Source organism: Streptomyces flavofungini (assembly GCF_014650815.1).
In the GTDB taxonomy this organism is placed as follows: domain Bacteria; phylum Actinomycetota; class Actinomycetes; order Streptomycetales; family Streptomycetaceae; genus Streptomyces; species Streptomyces flavofungini.
Genome location: NZ_BMVR01000003.1, coordinates 338769 through 356108 on the forward strand (window position 1 = coordinate 338769; position 17340 = coordinate 356108).

At 73.7% G+C, this 17340-nt stretch carries 18 protein-coding genes; 13 read left to right on the forward strand and 5 right to left on the reverse strand.

What is annotated here, in order from left to right; translation table 11 throughout:
• Positions 1-126: 126 nt before the first annotated feature.
• Entirely contained in the window at positions 127-1434 is a 1308-nt protein-coding gene (locus IE274_RS08765) for a TerD family protein (protein WP_190115043.1), read from the forward strand.
• Positions 1435-1543: 109 nt separating this feature from the next.
• On the opposite strand, the gene IE274_RS08770 is transcribed toward IE274_RS08765, so the two are convergent.
• Positions 1544-2728: a glycosyltransferase gene (locus IE274_RS08770; protein WP_190115044.1), complete on the reverse strand. Its 1185-nt coding sequence runs from the start codon at positions 2726-2728 to the stop codon at positions 1544-1546.
• Between the two features lie 58 nt (positions 2729-2786).
• On the opposite strand from IE274_RS08770, the gene IE274_RS08775 reads away from it, so the two are divergent.
• Both IE274_RS08775 and IE274_RS08780 read left to right on the forward strand, forming a co-directional pair.
• Positions 2787-3605: a glutamate racemase gene (locus IE274_RS08775; RefSeq protein WP_190115045.1), complete on the forward strand. Its 819-nt coding sequence runs from the start codon at positions 2787-2789 to the stop codon at positions 3603-3605.
• Positions 3606-3794: 189 nt separating this feature from the next.
• Positions 3795-4346: a hypothetical protein gene (locus IE274_RS08780; RefSeq protein WP_190115046.1), complete on the forward strand. Its 552-nt coding sequence runs from the start codon at positions 3795-3797 to the stop codon at positions 4344-4346.
• Here the strand turns inward: IE274_RS08780 and IE274_RS08785 are convergent.
• A complete protein-coding gene (locus IE274_RS08785) occupies positions 4303-5424 on the reverse strand; it encodes an O-antigen ligase family protein (RefSeq protein ID WP_190115047.1) in 1122 nt (373 codons plus the stop codon). The genes IE274_RS08780 and IE274_RS08785 overlap by 44 nt on opposite strands.
• Positions 5425-5646: 222 nt before the next feature.
• On the opposite strand from IE274_RS08785, the gene lnt reads away from it, so the two are divergent.
• From lnt to IE274_RS08815, 6 genes are all read left to right on the forward strand, one after another.
• Positions 5647-7239, forward strand: a complete 1593-nt coding sequence (gene lnt, locus IE274_RS08790; RefSeq protein WP_190115048.1) for an apolipoprotein N-acyltransferase — start codon at positions 5647-5649, stop codon at positions 7237-7239.
• Positions 7240-7248: 9 nt separating this feature from the next.
• The gene (locus tag IE274_RS08795) at positions 7249-7719 is read left to right on the forward strand and encodes an NUDIX hydrolase (protein WP_190115049.1); all 471 of its coding nucleotides are present in this window, start codon (positions 7249-7251) and stop codon (positions 7717-7719) included.
• Positions 7720-7830: 111 nt separating this feature from the next.
• Complete coding sequence (locus IE274_RS08800; RefSeq protein WP_190115050.1) at positions 7831-8538, forward strand: hypothetical protein; 708 nt, start codon at positions 7831-7833, stop codon at positions 8536-8538.
• Positions 8535-9161, forward strand: coding sequence for a hypothetical protein (locus IE274_RS08805; RefSeq protein ID WP_190115051.1), 627 nt, complete (start codon positions 8535-8537; stop codon positions 9159-9161). Before IE274_RS08800 ends, IE274_RS08805 begins: the two co-directional genes overlap by 4 nt.
• 33 nt (positions 9162-9194) lie before the next feature.
• Entirely contained in the window at positions 9195-10373 is a 1179-nt protein-coding gene (locus IE274_RS08810; protein ID WP_190115052.1) for a methyltransferase, read from the forward strand.
• A 16-nt stretch (positions 10374-10389) separates the two neighbouring features.
• The gene (locus tag IE274_RS08815) at positions 10390-11067 is read left to right on the forward strand and encodes an alpha-ketoglutarate-dependent dioxygenase AlkB family protein (RefSeq protein ID WP_190115053.1); all 678 of its coding nucleotides are present in this window, start codon (positions 10390-10392) and stop codon (positions 11065-11067) included.
• A gap of 67 nt (positions 11068-11134) precedes the next feature.
• Here IE274_RS08815 and IE274_RS08820 read toward each other — a convergent pair whose 3' ends face one another.
• Entirely contained in the window at positions 11135-11863 is a 729-nt protein-coding gene (locus IE274_RS08820) for a 2OG-Fe(II) oxygenase (RefSeq protein ID WP_190115054.1), read from the reverse strand.
• An 85-nt stretch (positions 11864-11948) separates the two neighbouring features.
• Here IE274_RS08820 and IE274_RS08825 point away from each other — a divergent pair, with 85 nt between their 5' ends.
• Positions 11949-12503: a hypothetical protein gene (locus tag IE274_RS08825; RefSeq protein ID WP_190115055.1), complete on the forward strand. Its 555-nt coding sequence runs from the start codon at positions 11949-11951 to the stop codon at positions 12501-12503.
• A gap of 42 nt (positions 12504-12545) precedes the next feature.
• On the opposite strand, the gene IE274_RS08830 is transcribed toward IE274_RS08825, so the two are convergent.
• A complete protein-coding gene (locus IE274_RS08830) occupies positions 12546-13043 on the reverse strand; it encodes a methylated-DNA--[protein]-cysteine S-methyltransferase (RefSeq protein WP_190115056.1) in 498 nt (165 codons plus the stop codon).
• 161 nt (positions 13044-13204) lie between these two features.
• Positions 13205-13861: a LysE family translocator gene (locus IE274_RS08835; protein ID WP_190115057.1), complete on the reverse strand. Its 657-nt coding sequence runs from the start codon at positions 13859-13861 to the stop codon at positions 13205-13207.
• Positions 13862-13971: 110 nt separating this feature from the next.
• On the opposite strand from IE274_RS08835, the gene IE274_RS08840 reads away from it, so the two are divergent.
• The 3 genes from IE274_RS08840 to IE274_RS08850 all read left to right on the forward strand — a co-directional run bounded on the left by IE274_RS08840 (position 13972) and on the right by IE274_RS08850 (position 17309).
• Complete coding sequence (locus IE274_RS08840; RefSeq protein WP_058851171.1) at positions 13972-14424, forward strand: Lrp/AsnC family transcriptional regulator; 453 nt, start codon at positions 13972-13974, stop codon at positions 14422-14424.
• Between the two features lie 229 nt (positions 14425-14653).
• Positions 14654-16675 (forward strand): oxidoreductase, encoded by a 2022-nt coding sequence (locus IE274_RS08845; protein ID WP_307822191.1) that lies wholly within the window; start codon positions 14654-14656, stop codon positions 16673-16675.
• An 82-nt stretch (positions 16676-16757) separates the two neighbouring features.
• Positions 16758-17309: a PadR family transcriptional regulator gene (locus tag IE274_RS08850; protein WP_190115059.1), complete on the forward strand. Its 552-nt coding sequence runs from the start codon at positions 16758-16760 to the stop codon at positions 17307-17309.
• The last annotated feature ends 31 nt before the right edge of the window (positions 17310-17340 follow it).

Consider the following 17340-nt stretch of genomic DNA (forward strand, 5'->3'; position numbering starts at 1 on the left):
GGGTTACCCATGGTCGACCGGCGGCTGTCCGGCGGCGTTGCGGGGACCGCGTGTACGTCACTTCGAATGCCAGGTAATAGGTTGGGCAGGAACGCAACGGCGGCCCGGACGACCCGGCAACTTGTGATGGGGGCAGACATGTCAATGGCCAAAGGTTCGAATGTTCCCGTGCCGGCACCCGCGGTGCGGGTCGAATTGGGATGGGGATCCGGGCCGGGGGTGCCGGACGCCGACGCCTCCGCGCTGTTGCTCGACGCCTCCGGGAAGGTGCGCTCGGACGCGGACTTCGTCTTCTACAACCAGGCGACGCACGCCTCCGGTGCGGTGCGCCACGACGGCAAGCAGTCCGCGGGCGGCGGCGTGACCGACTCGCTGGTCGTCGACCTCGCGCGCGTGGAGCCCGCCGTGGAGACGGTGGTGATCGCCGCGTCCTCGGACGGCGGCTCGTTCGGCAAGGTCCCGGGCCTGCACGTCCGCGTGGTCGACGCCGCCAGCGGTGCGGAGATCGCGCGGTACGACAGCGCGGACGCCACCGTCGAGACGGCGTTCGTGCTCGGCGAGCTGTACCGCCGTCAGGGCGCGTGGAAGTTCCGCGCCGTCGGCCAGGGATACGGCAGCGGCCTCGAAGGCCTGGCCACGGACTACGGCATCACGGTCGACGAGCCCCAGCAGGCCGCCCCCGCCGCCGCCCCCGCGCCCACCCCGGCCCCCGCGCCGCCGGTCACCGCCCCCGCGCCCCCCGTCGCCGCGCCCGCCCCCGCCTCCCCGCCGCCCCCCGCCGCGCCCGCCCAGCCGGTCCGCCTCACCAAGGTCACGCTGACCAAGGAGGCACCGTCGGTCTCGCTGACCAAGCAGGGCGGCACGTCCGGCGCGCTGCGCGTCAACCTCAACTGGGAGGTGCGCAAGCAGTTCAAGGGCTGGGCCAGCAAGCTCGGCCGGGCCGTCGCCATGCACGCGGACCTCGACCTCGACCTGTGCGCGCTGTTCGAGCTCTCCGACGGCCGCAAGGGCGTCGTCCAGGCGCTCGGCAACGCCTTCGGCGCGCTCCACCAGCCGCCGTACATCCTCCTCGACGGCGACGACCGCACCGGAGCCGTGTCGACCGGCGAGAACCTGACGGTCAACCTCGACCACTCCCGGGAACTGAAGCGCCTGGTCATCTTCGTGACCATCTACGAAGGCGCGCGTAGCTTCGCCGACCTGAACGCGACGGTCACACTGACCCCGCAGCACGGCGCGCCCATCGAGTTCTCCCTCGACGAGTGCACGGTGCCGTCGACGGTGTGCGCGCTCGCGCTCATCACCAACAACAACGGCGACCTGACCGTCCAGCGCGAGGCCCGCTATCTCGTGCCCGAGCGCGGCGTGAGCCCGCAGCGGACCATCGACTACGCCTACGGGTGGGGCATGAACTGGACCCCCGGCCGGAAGTGACCCCTGCTTCCGGTGCTTCTGCTGCTTCCGGCGGGACGTGATCTCAGCGTCCTGCGTGACCTGATCGTCGCCCCGTAGGGCACCCGCAGGCAGTCGCGCCTCGGGTGCCCTACGGGCGGGACTCCTCCGGTGCCGTCGTGTCGGGGCGCGCGTACGTGCGGCCCTTCCAGGCCGCGCCGCGCCCCCGGTAGTGCTGCACCGCGGAGTCCACGGTCATCAGGAGGTACAGGAACGCGGTGGCGGGCAGCGTGAGCGCCAGCCACCGGGGCTGACGGTAGTAGCGCAGCATCGGCAGGTACGTCACGGTCATCACGAGCCACGCGAGGCCACCGCACACCACGGCGCCCGCGCGGCTCGTCACGAGACCCGCGAACAGGGCCACCGGCGGCGCCAGATACACCACGGCAAGACCGGCCACCGTCCCGACGAGCAGCGCCGGGTTGTGCCGCAACTGGGCGTACGCGCTGCGCGCCACCATCCGCCACAGGTCCGCGAGCCGCGGATACGGCCGCACGCTGTCGACGCGGTCGGCGAGCCCCAGCCAGATGTGACCGCCCGCCCGCTTGACCGCCCGCGCGAGTGCCACGTCGTCGATGACGGCGTGCCGGATCACGTCGGGGACCCGGGCCCGCTCGGCCGCGTCCGCGCGCAGCAGTACGCAGCCACCGGCCGCCGCCGCGGTCCGTCCGCCCTTCCGCGCGATCCAGCGGAACGGATACAGCTGCGCGAAGAAGTAGACGAACGCGGGGACGACGAGCCGCTCCCACAGGCTCACCACCCGAAGCCGCGCCATCAGCGAGACGAGGTCGTAGCCGCCCGACGTGGCCGCGGCCACCAACTCCCGCAGACTGTCCGGCCTGTGGGCGATGTCCGCGTCGGTGAGCAGCAGGAACTCGGGCTCACGCGCGCGTGCCAGGCTCATGCCGTGCCGTACCGCCCAGAGCTTGCCGGTCCAGCCCGCGGGCGGCTCGCCCGGCGAGGTGACGGTCAGCGGCAGGCCGCCGTGCCGCTCCGCGAGCGCCCGGGCCAGCTCGCCCGTGCCGTCGCTGCTGCCGTCGTCCACGAGGAACACCTCGGCGTGCCCCGGATAGTCCTGCGTGAGCAGCGACGGCAGGCTGGTCGGCAGGACCTCGGCCTCGTCCCGCGCGGGGACGACCACCGCCACCGACGGCCAGCGCTTCGGTTCCCGGCGCAGTGGCAGCCGGTGCCCGGTGCGCCAGAAGAAACCCTGTCCGACCAGCAGCCACAGCCACGCGGCGAGCGAGGCGGCGGCGATCCACACAACAGCGCTCATCCGCCGCAGTCTGCCCCACCCTGCCGGGCTTGTCCCGCTCATCGTCTAAGGTGACCGGGTGAAGATCGCGCTGATGGACTCCGGTATCGGACTGCTCGCCGCGGCCGCGGCGGTACGACGCCTGCACCCCGGCGCCGACCTCATCCTCTCCTCCGACCCGGACACGATGCCATGGGGCACGTCCGAGCACCTCATGGAGCTGGCCCTCGCCACCGCCGAGGCCGCGGCGGCGCACCGCCCGGACGCCCTGATCGTGGCCTGCAACACCGCCTCCGTGCACGCCCTGCCCGCGCTGCGGGCCCGGCTCGAGCCCGAGCTGCCCGTCATCGGCACCGTCCCGGCGATCAAGCCCGCGGTGGCCACCGGCGGCCCCGTCGCGATCTGGGCCACGCCCGCCACCACCGGCAGCCCCTACCAGCGCGGCCTCATCGAAGAGTTCGCCGCGGGCGTCGTCGTCACCGAGGTGCCCTGCCCCGGCCTCGCCGACGCGGTGCAGGAGGCCGACGAGGAAGCCATCACGCGCGCGATCACAGCCGCCGCCGCCCTCACCCCGGCCGATGTAACGACCGTCGTCTTGGGCTGCACCCATTACGAGCTGGTCGCGGAGCGCATCCGCGCCGCCGTGCAGCAGCCCGAAGCGAAGCCGCTCGTCCTGCTCGGCTCGGCCGAAGCCGTCGCCGCGCAGGCGCTGCGCCGGATCCGCGAGCGCGACGCGGCCCACCCGGAGGGGGCGACGGACGCCGCGTACGACGCCGATCGTGCCGAAGGCACCCTCACGGTGCTCCTCGGCGGCCGCGAGGCCGCGCTCCCGAGCGCCGCCCTCACGTACGCGGAGGGACGGCTCCTCGCGGCGTCCGCTCCGTCCGTCAAGGCCTGAGGCCGAACGTACGAGGGCCTAGGGCCTGCTGGTGGACCCGGACGGGAGCCCTGCGCCGCCCGCTCTGCGCGCACCCCATGCCCCGCACCGGCCACCACGCCGTGGCGCGGGCGCCTCGCGTGTCCAACCGGACGAGTGACCTTCCGCGACGCGGTGCCTTCGTCCCGGAAGATGAGTACTCTCGATGGCATGACGGACCACGCCCCCAGCGAGCGGGCCAGCTCCGAGCAGCACCCCGAGATCTGGACCGGACGCGCGCGCAACCGCGGCCAGTGGCTGCTGGCCTGCGCCGGTGCCGCCTGTCTCGCCCTGGGCATCGACCTGGCCGTCGAGACCCTGTGGCCCGCGGGCATCCTCCCGCTGGTCATGTCGATCGTCGGCTGCATCGCCGTCGGCCTGCTGATTCTCTTCGGCACGCTCGCCTTCGTGCACGTCGCCGTGAAGGTCGACAAGGACTCCCTGGAGGTGCGCTGCGGGCACATCGGCGTGCCGCGCCGCCGCATCCCGCTCTCGCACGTCGTCGGCGCCGACTTCGCCCCGGCCGTGACGCCCCGGCACTGGGGCGGCTGGGGCTACCGCTGGCGGCCCGAGCAGGGCACCGCCGTCATCGTCCGGCGCGGCGAGGGCGTCGTCCTCAGCCTCGGCGACGGCCGCAAGTTCACGGTGACCGTGGACAACGCCGAGACGGCCGTCCGCGTCATCCGTGACCGCCTCGGCCTCTCCGGGAGTACGCCGGTCTGACCCGGCCCGCGTCGTCCGCCTCATCGTTGAGCGGGCGGGCCGTGGCGATGCCCGCGAGCAGCCCCGCGCCCACCGTCACGGACGTCACGCTGAGCGCGTTGCCGACCGTCGCCACTCCCGCGAGCGCCGTCAGGGCCGCCCCCGCCGAAAGCACCACCTGCGTGGGCCGCGGCGAGCGCCACAGCGCGAACAGCAGCCAGCAGAAGGCCGCCGCGAGCAGCGCCACCCCCACGAACCCCTGCTCGGCCCCCTGCTGCAACAGCGCCGAGTGCGGCTTGTCGTCCACGAGCACGCCCTCGGCGGCCGCCGGCGCCGCGTCCCCGAACCGCCCAGGACCCACACCCAACGCCGGATGCGCGCCCGCGAGCCCCTCCGCGTCGTGCCACACCCGCACCCGGTACGGCCCGAGCTGCCCCGCCAAGGACGTGCGCAGCCCCTCCGGCAGCGCCCCGCGCGCGACGGCCCAGGCCAGCCCCGTCACCACCGCCGCGGCGACCGCGAACCCGGTGAGCCCAAGGCCCCGGCTGCGCACCAGCGCCGCCGCCAGCGAGCACAGCACGATCCCCGCGCACGCGATCACCCCGGCCGTCGACCCGAGCAGCGCCGCCGCAAGGACGATCCCCGCCGCGAACACCCGCAGCACGACCCGAAGCGTCGCCCCGCGCGCCGACCAGGCCGCGCAGCAGGCCGCGCCCGCCGCCAGGGCGAGCAGCGCCGCCGTGGCGCCGATGGGCCCGAGCGGCGAGGAGCTGACGGGACCCGGCGTGACATGCGGGGCCGCCGCCGCGAGGCCGACCCCGGCGAGCGCGCCGACGCAGGGCGCGGCGACCGGCAGCAGCGCCCCCGCGACGCGTCCGCCCGCGTACCCGGCCGCCACCGCGAGGACGGCCAGCAGCACCCCGTCCGGGCTGCCGCCGCGCACACCGGTCGTGATCAGCGCCCAGGCGGCGCACACGGCGAGGATCGCCATGCCGCTGACGTCCGCGTCCCCGCGCCGGTCCGCGGTCCGTCCGGCCGTTCCGGCCGCCGCAGCCGCCGCAGCCGTCGCGGCTGCCGTGGCTGTCGCGGATGTCCTCATCGACCCCACCCCGCCGCCCCCCGATATGTGACGGGCCCCGACCGCTGGCTTGATCTCGCCGCACGTCAGGGCTTCGGGACACGCTAGCGGCTCTGGGCACCAGTTGTGGAGATCTTGCGCAGGAACGATCCGGCGGAGGCGTGGAACGGTCAGGCACGGCAGCCGTACGGACGCCCCCGACCGCTGTGTCCGTGGCCAGGTGACGCGCCGTACACTCCCCGGGTGACCGCCACCACCGCTCCCACCGACGCGTCCGCGCAGACCGAACCACTGCCCGGCCCGGAAACGCGCGCCGAGCGGATCCGCAGAAGGCTGATTCCGGCCGCGACGGCGGTGCTCTCCGGCGTGCTCCTGTACTTGAGCTTCGCGCCCCGGGAACTGTGGTGGCTCGCCCCCTTCGCGTTCGCCGTCCTCGGCTTCGTGCTGCACGGGCGGCGCGCGAAGTCCGGCTTCGGGCTCGGCCTGCTCATGGGGCTCGGCTACTTCCTGCCGCTGCTCTCCTGGACGGGCGTCGACGTGGGGCCGCTCCCGTGGCTCGCGCTCGCCGTCGCCGAGGCGCTGTTCGTGGGCCTGACCGGCCTGGGCATCGCCTTCGTCTCCCGGCTGCCCGCGTGGCCGGTGTGGGCCGCGGGCGTGTGGCTGGTGGGGGAGGCCGCCCGGGCGCGCTTCCCGTTCGAGGGCTTCCCGTGGGGCAAGGTCGCCTTCAGCCAGCCCAGCGGCCTGTTCCTGCCGCTGGCCTCTCTCGGCGGCACCCCGCTGCTCGGCTTCGCGGTGGTGCTCTGCGGCTTCGGCCTCGGCGATGTCGTACGCCGCCTCAAGGCCGACCCCCGCGCGCGGGACCGGGCGCTCGTGGCGTCCGCCGCGCTGACGGTCGCGCCCGTCGTCGCCGGTGCCGCCGCCCTGCCGCTGGTGTCCACCGGCGCCGAACACGGCACCGCGACCGTCGCCGTCATCCAGGGCAACGTGCCGCGCATGGGCCTGGACTTCAACGCCCAGCGCCGCGCCGTCCTCGACCACCACGTGAAGGAGACGCTGCGGCTCGCCGCCGCCGTCAAGGCGGGCAAGGCCAAGCAGCCCGACCTCGTGCTGTGGCCGGAGAACTCCTCCGACATCGACCCGTACGCGAACGCCGACGCCTACGCTGTGATCGACAAGGCCGCCAAGGCCATCAAGGCCCCCGTCTCCGTGGGCGCCGTCGTCACGGCCGAGGACGGCAAGCCCCGCAACCGGCAGATCCTGTGGGATCCGAAGACAGGACCGGGCGCCACCTACGACAAGCGGCACCTCCAGCCGTTCGGTGAGTACATGCCCTACCGCGGCTTCTTCCGCGTCTTCAGCTCCGACGTCGACCGCGCCGGCATCTTCGAACCCGGCACGAAGCCCGCCGTGTTCGACATGTCCGGCACCGGCATCGGCCCGGTGACCTGCTACGAGGCCGCCTTCGACGACGTGGTCCGGGACCAGGTCCGCGAGGGCGCCGAGATCCTCTCCGTGCCCAGCAACAACGCCACGTTCGAGCGCAGCCAGATGACGTACCAGCAACTGGCCATAGACCGGGTGCGGGCCGTCGAGCACGGCCGGGCCGTGATGGTCCCCGTCACCAGCGGCGTCAGCGCCGTGATCCGGCCCGACGGGTCGATCGCGCAGCGCACCGGGATGTTCACCGCCGAGTCGCTGGTCGCCGACGTGCCCCGGCGCACCTCGCTGACACCCGCCACCCGCGCCGGAGTCTGGCCGGAAATCGTGCTGGTGCTGGTGGGCGCCGCCGGGGTCGGCTGGGTGCTCGCCCGCCGCCGCGCCGGAGCCGCCGGTTAGGGTCGGATCATGGCTACTCCCGACTTCATCCGCACCCTGCGCGCCGACGCGGGCCATCAGCTCCTGTGGCTCCCCGGAGTCACCGCCATCGTCTTCGACGACGCGGGCAGAGTCCTGCTCGGGCGGCGCGCCGACAACGGCAAGTGGTCGGTCATCGGCGGCATCCCGGACCCGGGGGAGCAGCCCGCCGCGTGCGCCGTGCGCGAGGTCTTCGAAGAGACGGCGGTGCGCTGCGTCGCCGAGCGCGTGGTCCTAGTGGACGCGCTCAAGGAGGTCACGTACCCCAATGGCGACGTCTGCCGGTTCATGGACATCACCATCCGCTGCCGGGCCGTGGGCGGCGAGCCACGCGTGAACGACGACGAGTCCCTGGAGGTCGCGTGGTTCCCGCTGGACGCGCTGCCCGACCTGCACGAGACCGGGCTCTTCCGCATCAAGCAGGCCGTGGCGGACGGGCCCACCTGGTTCGACCACGGCTGAGCCGCGCGCGGGCCGGACCATGGTGACGGCCCAGTACAGCATGTAACCTGCACGGACATTGTCGGCGCGGCGGCCTCCGCGTCGGCACACCACTCAGAACAGGGGCGGGAGTTGAGCCGGAAGACCTACGGCCTGACGCTGCGCGGGCTCGCCTGCGCGCTGCTCGCCTGGCAGGTCTGGCTCGTGTGGCACCTCAGCACCTACGACGTCTCGACCGTCGTGTGGGCGTGCGACCAGGAGGGCTGCGGCAGCGACCAGTTCGCGTCCCTGGCGCCGGAACTCGGCATCGCGTCGGCGGCGCTGCTCGGGTTCGCCGCGGCGCGGTTCCTGCACCGCGCGACGGTCGGCGCGGTGATCTCCCTGAGCGCGATCGGCGCCGCCGCGGGCTGGTACGACGCGGTGTCCGACGGGCGCGTCGGGTACGGCACCGTCACCGACTTCATGCTCGTCGTACCCGCCGGGCGGCACACCGTGTCGGGCTGGCTGACCTTCCTGTGGGCGGTCGCCGCCGCGGGCGGCCTCGTCGCCGTGTGGGGCGGCGCCGTGAGCCTGCGCCGCACCGCCGCCCTGCGCAGGCTGCGCGCCGACTTCGCCACCGCCGAGGCCCGGCTGCAGGGCTGGCGGCCGGTGCGCGGCAGGCGCGGCGAGGTCACCGTCGTCTTCCACGACGCCCAGGGCGCCCGCCACTCCGTGTCCGTCGTCGTCGACCGCGCCGCCCTGGACCGGCCTGTGCTCGCCGTGTACGACCGCACCCGCCCCGCCGACCCCCGCCGCACCCGGGTCGCGGTGCCCCGACGGCGGCGGCTGCGCTCCTCATGAGGCATTCCGTACGCCGGCTCCTCGCCCCGGAGGTGCTGCTCGGCGCGGTCGCCGTGGGCTTCGCCCTCGGCGCCCTTGCCGAGGGTGTCCTCGACGGCCCCACCTGGCTGCTCGTCGTCGGCCTCACCGCCACCGCCGTCGCGCTCAGCTGTCTGGGCGCGGTCGCCGAGCGCGGGCAGGGCGGCGGGGTCGCCGCCGGGCTGCGCTCGGGCGGACCGCGAGCGTACGCGCCCGCGCTGGTGCACTCCGTAAGGGCCGTCCACCGGGACACCGGGCAGCTCGTCCTCGACCCGCAGGCCGCGGGCAGCCTGTTCGCCTTCGACCTGACCGTGGTGCCGGAGGGGCGGCGCCCGTTCCGCGTCGAGGTACGGCACCCCCTCGACGTACAGGACCTGCTGCACCGCAGCCGTGCCGTCGTCGAGTACGACCCGCGCCAGCCCTGGCGCGTCGTCCTGCCGAACCGGCCGCCCCCGGAGTGGGCGGCCCGCGCGCAGCGCCTGGACCCGGAGGCCGCGCACACCACCGAGGGGCCTCCGGCCGGGCTGCCGCCGGGGGCGCACGTGCTCGTCACGGGGGCCGTGGTGGCGGCGGGTCTTCTCGGCGTGCTGCACCTGGCGGGCTGACCGGGGCGCGGGCTCCGTTAGCCTGAGGGCACGATGAACCGTTTGAGCACGTCATGGGGCGCGTACGACCTCACCCGCTTCCCCGAGGACCCGCGCGACACCCTGCGGGCCTGGTCCGCCGCCGACGCCTATCTGCTGCGGCACCTCGCGGGCGGACAAGAGGCGGACGGCGGCGGCGAGCCGGTCGCCCTGGACGGCACGGTCGCCGTCGTCGGGGACCGCTGGGGCGCCCTCACCACCGTCCTTGCCGCGCACCGGCCCGTGCAGATCACCGACTCCTACCTCGCCCGGCAGGCCACCCTCGCGAACCTCGCGCGCGCCGGTCACCCGGCCGCCGGGGCCCGCCTGTCGACCACGCGGGACGCCCCGCCCGAGCGCGTCGACGTGCTCCTGGTGCGGGTGCCGAAGAGCCTCGCGCTCCTGGAGGACCAACTGCACCGGATCGCCCCGGCGCTGCACGCGGGCAGCCTCGTCGTCGGCACCGGCATGGTCACCGAGATCCACACCTCGACGCTGGAGCTGTTCGAGCGGATCGTCGGCCCGACACGCACGTCCCTCGCCCGGCAGAAGGCCCGCCTGATCTTCAGCACCCCGGACCCCGCGCGCCGGTCCGGGCCCGCCCCCTGGCCGCGGTCGTACGTCCTGCCGGGTGACTCCGGCGCGGGCGCGGGCCTCACCGCCGTCAACCACGCGGGCATCTTCTGCGCCGAACGCCTCGACATCGGCACCCGTTTCCTCCTCCAGCACCTGCCGCAGAGCCACGGCGACGCGCACATCGTGGACCTGGGCTGCGGCAACGGCATCCTCGGCACCGCCGCAGCCGTCGCCAACCCCGACGCCCGACTCACCTTCGTCGACGAGTCGTACCAGGCCGTCGCCGCCGCCGAGGCCACCTTCGCGGCCAACACCGCCCCGGACAGCGCCGCCAAGGCCGACTTCGTGGCCGGGGACGCGCTGACCGCGATGCCGCCGGAGTCCGTGGACCTGGTCCTCAACAACCCGCCCTTCCACAGCCACCAGGCGACCACCGACGCCACCGCCCAGCGCATGTTCCGCGGCGCCCGTGCCGCGCTGCGCCCCGGCGGCGAACTGTGGGTCGTCGGCAACCGGCACCTCGGCTACCACGTGCGCCTGAAGCGGCTGTTCGGCAACGTCGAAGTCGCCGCGAGCAACCGCAAGTTCGTGATCCTGCGGGCGGTCCGGCGGTCGTGAACGGAGCCCCCTGCCCATGACCGGCGAGCTGTTCCCGCGCGAGCGCGGCGAGGTCGCGCCGGGCGCGGTGCACGTGCCCGACTGGCTCGGGCCAAAACGGCAGCGAGAGTTGGTGGCCGCCGCCCGGGACTGGGCACGCCCCCCGGCCGGGCTGCGCACGGTCCGGCTGCCCGGCGGCGGGACGATGACGGCGCGGCAGGTGTGCCTGGGCTGGCACTGGTACCCGTACGGCTACGCCCGCACGGTCGTCGACGGTGACGGCGCGCCGGTGAAGCCGATGCCCGGGTGGCTCGCGGAGCTGGGGCGGGCGGCGGTGCGGGCGGCCTACGGCGACGACGCGGGGCACGGGGACGGCCCGGCCGACGGCGACCCGGTCGCGTACGACATCGCGCTCATCAACTTCTACGACGCCGACGCCCGCATGGGCATGCACCGCGACAGCGACGAGCGGTCCACGGCCCCCGTCGTCTCGCTGAGCCTCGGCGACACCTGCGTCTTCCGGTTCGGGAACACCGAGACGCGCACGCGGCCGTACACCGACGTGGAGCTGCGCAGCGGCGACCTGATGGTGTTCGGGGGCGCGTCGCGGCTCGCGTACCACGGTGTGCCGAAGGTGTACGCGGGCACGGCGCCGCCGGAACTCGGCCTCACCGGGCGGCTCAACATCACGCTGCGGGTGAGCGGGCTGCGCTGAGCGGGCCCTGGCCCGGAGCGGGCCGCGCTGCCGCTGCCGGGGAGCGGATCCCGCCGCACCCTCGTGCCTACGCGTCGTGGAAGACCAGGCCGAGCGAGCGCCGCAGCCCCGAGCGGACCGTGCTCACGCCGTGCCGTACCGGTGCCGCCGACCAGCCGCGGCTGGAGCGCACGGGGCGGTCGCGGGTGGTGAAGACGAGGCCGTGGCCCTGCGGCAGCACGGTGACCGTGCCGCGTGACTGGGCCCGGGGCCGCTGCTCGACCAGCAGGAACTCGCCGCCGGTGTAGTCGGCCCCCTGACTGTCGAGGCCGATGACGACCTGGAGCGGAAAGACGAGGTCGCCGAAAAGGTCCCGGTGCAGCGCGTTCCAGTCCCCGCCCTCGTACCGCAGCAGGATCTGCGACGACTTGGACTGCCCCGCCGCATGGCACTGCTCGATCCAGGCGTCCAGCGTGTCCGGCCAGGGCGCGGGCCGGTCGAGCCGGGCGGCCCAGTCGCGGGCGACGCGCAGCAGGTGCGGGTAGAGCGCGTGCCGCAGCTCGGCGATCCGATCCGGCAGGTCATGACTGAAGTACCGGTACTGACCGGAGCCGAAGCGGTGCCGGGCCATGTCGACGGTGGAGCGGAACCGGCCGACATCGTCGTAGAGCGCGGCGATCTCGTGGCACTCGTCGGGGGTGAGGAGCGGGCCGGTGAGGGCGCAGCCCTGCTGGTCGAGGTCGTCGGCCACGGTATGCCAGTCGGTGGCGTCGACGCGGTCGGCAGGCCCGGCTCCGTGGCTTGTGGTGGTGCTCATGGCGAGTTCTCCGTGCGGGGGCTGTGGGTGGCGGGTTCAGGTGTCTCATGGGTAAAGAGGCACATTTCGGGCGGAGCGCGGAGTCATGAGGGACAGCACGCGGAAGGCCAGGTTCACGAAGGCCGAGAAGACTGCGGAGCTGAGGACGCCTAGGTGGGGGCCGGAGGGCCCTGTCCGTGTCGTCTTCGAGGGCTACGGCGAGCCGGTGGACCCCGCGCGGCGGGAAGCGGAGCTGACGCGGTTCGTCGGCTGGATGGCGGCGCACGGGTGGACGCAGGTCCACCGCATGCCCGGTGCCGTGCTCCTCGCCCGGACCTACCGCGCCGACGGCGGCGCGGCCATGGGTGTGGGTGCGGTCGGCGTCGCCACCGGGGCGGCGGTGGGCGGGTCCGGTCTTGCCGGAGCGCTGATCGGGATCGTGATGATCTTCTGCGGCTTCCTGTTGACCTTCACGATCATCGGTGCCTACATCGGCATTCCCATGATCGCGGCAGGCATCGCCGCGTTCGGCGGAGGTGCGGCCGTGGCCGCCGCCGGTGGCGCGGCGGTCGGGATCGGCGGTGCCGCCTCCCAGGACCAGGTGCAGCGGCTCCAGGCCTGGAGCGACGAGACCGGGCGGATCTTCACCAAGGGTGCCTGACTCCCCGCGCCCCGCACAGCCCGGGGCCGTCCGGCGGCGCGCTCACCCCGTTTCCAGCTCCAGCAGCTGCCTCTTGCGGTCGAGGCCGCCCGCGTAACCCGTGAGGGAGCCGTCCGCGCCGATGACGCGGTGGCAGGGGCGGACGACCAGGACCGGGTTGCGGCCGAGGGCCGTGCCGAGGGCGCGGACGGCCGCCCGGGACAGGCCGAGTTGTTCGGCGAGCTTTCCGTAGGTGGTCGTGGTGCCGTAGGGGACGGAGTCGAGGGCGAGCCACACCTTCCGCTGGAACTCGGTGCCCGTCCCGTCCGCGTACTCGACGTCGAAGTCGGTGAGCGTGCCCGCGAAGTACGCGCGCAGCTGGTCGGTGATCGCCGTGAACGCCTCGTCGTCGCGGACCCAGCCGTCCTGGACGACCGCGCCGCCCTTCTGGCCCGGCATCGACAGGGAGGCGAGCGCCGTCCCGCCCTTGGCCGTGTCCGACGCCTCGCCCACGAGCAGCAGCTCCCCCAGCGGGCTGTCGAACGTCGTGTGGATCGTCATCGCGCCTGTCCTCTCTCCTGCAGTTCGGTGGTGCGTCTGTCCTGGTCCAGGGTGTGTTCCCCGGGTTCGACAGTGACCAGTCTGCTGGGTTCCGGCACGGGCGGCTGGCGGATTTCGGACGCGGTGCTCAGGGGGAGGGAGGGGGGAGGGGCGAGGTGTGGTCAGGTCAGTTGCTCCAGGACCAGGACCGCGCCGATCACGATCATCGCCGCCCCGGAGATCCGGGTGACCGCGCGGGCCGCGACCGGGCGGGTGCGCAGGACGGTACGGGCGAGCACGCCCACGGACAAGTAGATGGCGGCGCAGCTCAGGATGTGGACCAGCCCGAGGGTGCTGATCTGGAGGGCCAGCGGCCAGCCGGTGCCGGGCCGGGTGAACTGGGGGAGCAGGGCGAGGAAGAGGAGCAGGGCCTTCGGGTTGAGGCCGCTGATTCCGGCGCCCTGGAGGACGCGGCTCCGCCGGGACGCGGGGCCGTGCGCGGCGGACCCGGCCGTGGCCCCGGCGGACCCGGTCGCGTCGTCCGGCGCGGCGCCGGGCGTGCTCGGGCGGGTCAGCGTCGTCACGCCGAGGAAGATCAGGTACAGCGCGCCGAGGAGCGTCAGGGCGGCCAGCACGGCCGGATGGTCGGCGACGACGGCCGCGATGCCCGCCGCGACGACGGCGGTGAGGCCGACGTAGCCGAGCAGGAGTCCGCCGACGGCCGGGGCCACCGAGCGGTCCCGCAGTCCTGCCGATATCGCGTACGCCCAGTCCGCACCCGGGACCAGGATGAGCAGGACGGACACCGCCCAGAAGGCGGTGATGGAGCTGACGGCCATGGATGTTTTTCCCTCCCTTTTCGGTGGCCTGAGGGAGGTTAGTTGCGATCTGCCCAAAGGTGCTCCCAAGATCTGCCGAGCCGGGGTGTGGGAGTGGAAGAATCTTCCCCATGGACACAGTCGACCGGCAGATCCTTGCCGAGCTGCAGAAGGACGGCCGTCTGACCGTCACCGAACTGGCCGCGCGGGTGCGCCTGAGCCTGTCGCCGTGCCACCGCAGACTGCGCGAACTCGAACGCCGCGGCGCGGTGCGCGGTTACCGTGCCGTGCTCGACCCCGAGGCCGTCGGCCTGACCTTCGAGTCCCTGGTCTTCGTCACCATGCGCCAGGAGGACCGGGACACCGTCGCCGCCTTCGAGGCCGCGGTCGCCGACATCCCCAACGTCGTACAGGCGCAGCGCCTCTTCGGGGACCCCGACTACCTGCTGCGGATCGTCAGCAAGGACCTGCGGGCCTTCCAGCGGCTGTACGACGAGGAGCTGGCGACGCTGCCGGGAGTGCAGCGGCTGAGCTCGACGCTCGTGATGAAGCACGTGGTGCAGGAGCGGTCGCTGCCGCTGTGAGCCCGGCCCGCGCGGGCCGGGGGGAGGGGGCCGGAGAGCGGGCCCCGGCGAGCCGCAGCGAGCCCCAGCGGGGGCCGGTGGGCTCCTGTGAGGTCCGTCTCGCGCGGGGCCATCCGTATGTGCAACTAGTTGCATAAAGCCGAGGGCTGTCCTACAACTGTTCTGACGACACCGACGACGCTGACGCCCCGGCGTATGTGGACGAAAGAGGCTGTACCGCATGAGCTCAGTGAGCCGCTACCCGCACCTGCTCAGCCCCCTCGACCTGGGCTTCACGACCCTGCCCAACCGCGTCCTGATGGGCTCCATGCACGTGGGCCTGGAGGAGGCGCCCGACGGGTTCGCGCGGATGGCCGAGTTCTACGCCACGCGGGCCCGCGGCGGCGTCGGCCTCATCGTCACCGGCGGTATCGCGCCGAACGACGCCGGGCGGCCCTACGAGGGCGGCGCCAAGCTGACCACCGAGGCGGAGGCGGAGCGGCACGCGGGCGTCACCGCCGCCGTGCACCGCGAGGGCGGGAAGATCGCGATGCAGATCCTCCACTTCGGGCGGTACGCCTACCACCAGCAGCTCGTCGCGCCGAGCGCCATCCAGGCGCCCATCAGCCCCTTCCCGCCGCGCGCCCTGGAGGACGACGAGGTCGAGCAGACCGTCGAGGACTTCGTGCGGGCCGCCGAGCTCGCCAAGCTCGCGGGCTACGACGGCGTCGAAGTCATGGGCTCCGAGGGCTACTTGATCAACGAGTTCATCGCGGCGCCGACCAACCGGCGCACCGACCGCTGGGGCGGCGGTTACGAGAACCGCATCCGCTTCCCCGTCGAGATCGTCCGCCGCACGCGCGCACGCGTCGGCCCGGACTTCATCATCGTCTACCGCCTGTCGATGCTCGATCTCGTGCCCGGCGGCTCCACGCTCGACGAGGTCGTCCAGCTCGCCAAGGAGATCGAGGCCGCGGGCGCCACGATCATCAACACCGGCATCGGCTGGCACGAGGCCCGCATCCCGACCATCGCCACCTCGGTGCCGCGCGGCGCGTACACCTTCGTGACGAAGAAGGTCATGGGCGAGGTGTCGGTGCCGCTGGTCACCACCAACCGCATCAACACCCCGGAACTGGCCGAGGAGTTGCTCGCCGACGGCGCCGCCGACATGGTCTCGCTCGCGCGTCCCCTGCTCGCCGACCCGGACTTCGTCGCCAAGGCGCGGGCCGAGCGGTCCGACGCCATCAACACCTGCATCGGCTGCAACCAGGCCTGCCTCGACCACACCTTCAGCCTGCAGATCACCTCCTGCCTGGTGAACCCGCGCGCCTGCCACGAGACGGAGCTGGTGCTCTCCCCGACCCGCCGCGCCAAGCGCGTCGGCGTCGTCGGCGCGGGCCCCGCCGGGCTCGCCTGCGCGGTCTCGGCGGCCGAGCGCGGCCACTACGTGACGCTGTACGACGCCGCGTCCGAGGTCGGCGGCCAGCTCAACATCGCCCGCAAGGTCCCCGGCAAGGAGGAGTTCGACGAGACGCTGCGCTACTTCCGCACGCAGCTCGAACTCCGCGGTGTGGACGTCCGGTTGAACACCCACGTGACGGCGGAGCAGCTCGCCGCCGCCGGGTACGACGAGGTGGTGATCGCCACCGGCGTCACGCCCCGCACCCCCGAGATCCCCGGCGTCGACCACGCCAGCGTCGTCAGCTACCTGGACGTCCTGCGCGACGGCGCACCCGTGGGCGAGCGGGTCGCGATCGTCGGCGCGGGCGGCATCGGCTTCGACGTCGCGGAGTACCTGACCGACAGCGGCGACAAGGCGAGCCTGGACCCGGCGACGTACTTCAAGCAGTGGGGCGTCGACATGGACTACCGCGACCGCGGCGGCCTCACCGAGCCCGTCCGCCCCGTGCCGCCGCGCACTGTCCACCTCCTCCAGCGCAAGACGTCGAAGGTCGGCCAGGGCCTCGGCAAGACCACCGGCTGGATCCACCGCACCGAACTGCGCCACCGCGGCGTCGCCATGGTCAAGGGCGCCACCTACGACCGCATCGACGACGAGGGCCTGCACATCACCGTCGACGACGAGCAGCGCACCATCCCCGTCGACACGGTCGTCCTCTGCACCGGCCAGGAGCCCCGCCGCGGCCTGTACGAGGAGCTCATCGCCGCCGGGGTCGACGCGCACCTCATCGGCGGCGCCGACGTCGCCGCCGAACTCGACGCCAAGCGCGCCATCAAGCAGGGCACGGAGCTGGCCGCCGCGCTGTGAGGCACCGGGCCGCGCGGCCGTCGCCCCGACGGCCGCGCGCCCGCACCACCGGGTGGTCACGCTCCGTCCCTAGGATGCCGACATGTCACTCCCGCACGCGATCCTCACCGCCCTGCTCGAGAAGCCGTCCTCGGGTCTGGAGCTGACTCGGCGGTTCGACAGGTCGATCGGCTACTTCTGGTCGGCCACGCACCAGCAGATCTACCGCGAGCTCGGCAGGCTGGAGCGCGACGGGCTCACCCGCGCGCTGCCGTCCGCGCAGGCGACGCGCGGGCAGAAGAAGGAGTACGAGGTGCTGCCCGCGGGCCGCGCCGAACTGGCCCGCTGGACGGCGGCGAGCCAGGACCCCAAACCCCTGCGCGACACCCTGCTGCTTCGGCTGCGCGCCGCGGCCGTCGTCGGCACCGACGGCATCGAGGCGGACCTGCGCCGCCATCTCGCCCTGCACGAGCAGCAGTTGGCCGAGTACGAGGAGATCGAGCGGCGCGATTTCCCGCCCGGCAGGGACGCCATCGAGGACCGGCTTCGCCATGTCGTGCTGCGGGCCGGGATCGACCTGGAGACGTTCTGGACGCAGTGGCTCACGCGGACGCTGGAGGAGTTGGCGGAGACCCAGGGGACTCCGGGGGAGTAACCCGAGGGGAGTCCGGGGGAGCGTTGGGGCG